General features: G+C 63.8%; 1 protein-coding gene and 1 pseudogene. One reads left to right on the top strand and one right to left on the bottom strand.

Going from position 1 to position 1,589, the window contains the following annotated elements:
• Positions 1–890, bottom strand: an 890-nt coding sequence (locus VIG90_RS03440; protein WP_331592039.1) for a class I tRNA ligase family protein, incomplete at its 3' end; no start/stop codon positions are given.
• A gap of 309 nt (positions 891–1,199) precedes the next feature.
• Between VIG90_RS03440 and VIG90_RS03435 the strand changes: the two are divergent.
• Positions 1,200–1,589 (top strand): annotated as a pseudogene (locus tag VIG90_RS03435) (hypothetical protein); the annotation flags it as partial.

Here is a 1,589-nt window from a genome sequence, read left to right as displayed (position 1 = left end):
TCGAAAATGTTGATCATCGGCAGCTTGTGGCGCTGGCCGACGGCGAAGTCGTTGAAATCGTGCGCCGGGGTGATCTTCACCGCGCCGGAACCGAGCTCGGGGTCAGCCCATTCATCACCGATGATGGGGATCAGCCGCCCGGTGAGCGGGTGGCGGATCATCTTGCCGATGATGTCCTTGTAGCGCTCGTCCTCCGGGTGAACCGCGACGGCCGTATCGCCCAGCATGGTCTCGGGGCGCGTGGTCGCAACGACGATGTAGCGCGAGGGATCATCCGCCAGCGGATACTTCAGGTGGCTGAACGTGCCCTGAACTTCGCGCATCTCGACCTCGAGGTCGGAAATGGCGGACTTGAACTTGGGATCCCAGTTGACGAGCCGCTTGTCGCGGTAGAGCAGTCCCTTGCGGTAGAGGTCCACGAACACCTTGATGACGGCGGCGGAGAAGCCTTCGTCCATGGTGAAGCGCTCGCGGCTCCAGTCGCACGAGGCGCCGAGGCGGCGCAACTGCTGGAAGATGGTGCCGCCGGATTCTTCCTTCCAGGTCCAGACGCGCTCGAGGAACTTCTCGCGGCCCAGGTCGGTCCGCTTCTTGCCTTCCGCGTCGAGCTGGCGCTCCACCACCATCTGCGTGGCGATGCCCGCGTGGTCGGTGCCCGGCTGCCAGAGCACGTCATACCCCTTCAGGCGGTGGTAGCGCACCAGCACGTCCTGCAGGGTGTTGTTGAGCGCGTGGCCCATGTGCAGAGAGCCGGTGACGTTCGGCGGCGGGATGACGATGGTGAAGGTCGGCGCACCCGGGCGCTGGCCACCCTTGAAGGCTCCGGACTCTTCCCAGGCCTTGTACCACTTTGCCTCGATGGCGGACGGTTCGTAAGTCTTCTCAAGCATGTTTCGTCATCCTCTCGCGGGCGGCACATTTGCCAGACTTCGCCCGACGGGGAAAGGGATTAGAGCAGCTTTTCCGCCACTTGGGCAGGTCATGCCCCCGTCCCGCCTCTGCTGTTAGCATACGCCCACCCGGCAGAAAGGCTCACAAATGCGCCATCGTCGTTTTTTACCTATTGACATCGGCAATACACATGGGATAGAACAACGAGACTGACCAGATAAGGGCGTGTTCGTAACAGTTGCGTCAAACGGGATGAAGCAGGCAACATCTGCTTCCAATGGGGCACTGAACAGGGAAGGATGAAGCAGATGGGCGCTGGGATGCAGGAAGCAGGAGTGGAACGCAAGGCGGGCGAGCGGACGCCGCGGCTGCTGGCCACCCGTGCGAAGGCGCGTTTCCTGAGCACCAGCGCGACGGCGCGCATTCTGAAATCCGGCGCGAAGGCGCGCCTGCTGGCAACCGTGACCAGGGGCCTGATTGCTGCACTGCCGCTGGTCGCACCGTCTCTGGCCATGCTGCCGCTTCCGGTGGCTGCGCAGGCGCCGTCGGGCGCAGCCTCAAGCAGCGCGTCCGGCCAGACTGCTTACGGTCTGAGCGCCGAGCGTCTGGAAGCGCACGTGCGCATTCTGGCGGACGACGGCATGGAAGGCCGCGAAGCCGGCCATCCGGGTTATGACCGCGCGGCAGAATACGTGGCT

This window comes from Pedomonas sp. (genome assembly GCF_036515995.1).
Lineage (GTDB): Bacteria > Pseudomonadota > Alphaproteobacteria > Sphingomonadales > Sphingomonadaceae > Pedomonas.
The sequence above is the reverse complement of the archived record's forward strand: the minus strand, read 5'-3'. Positions and strand labels throughout refer to the sequence as shown.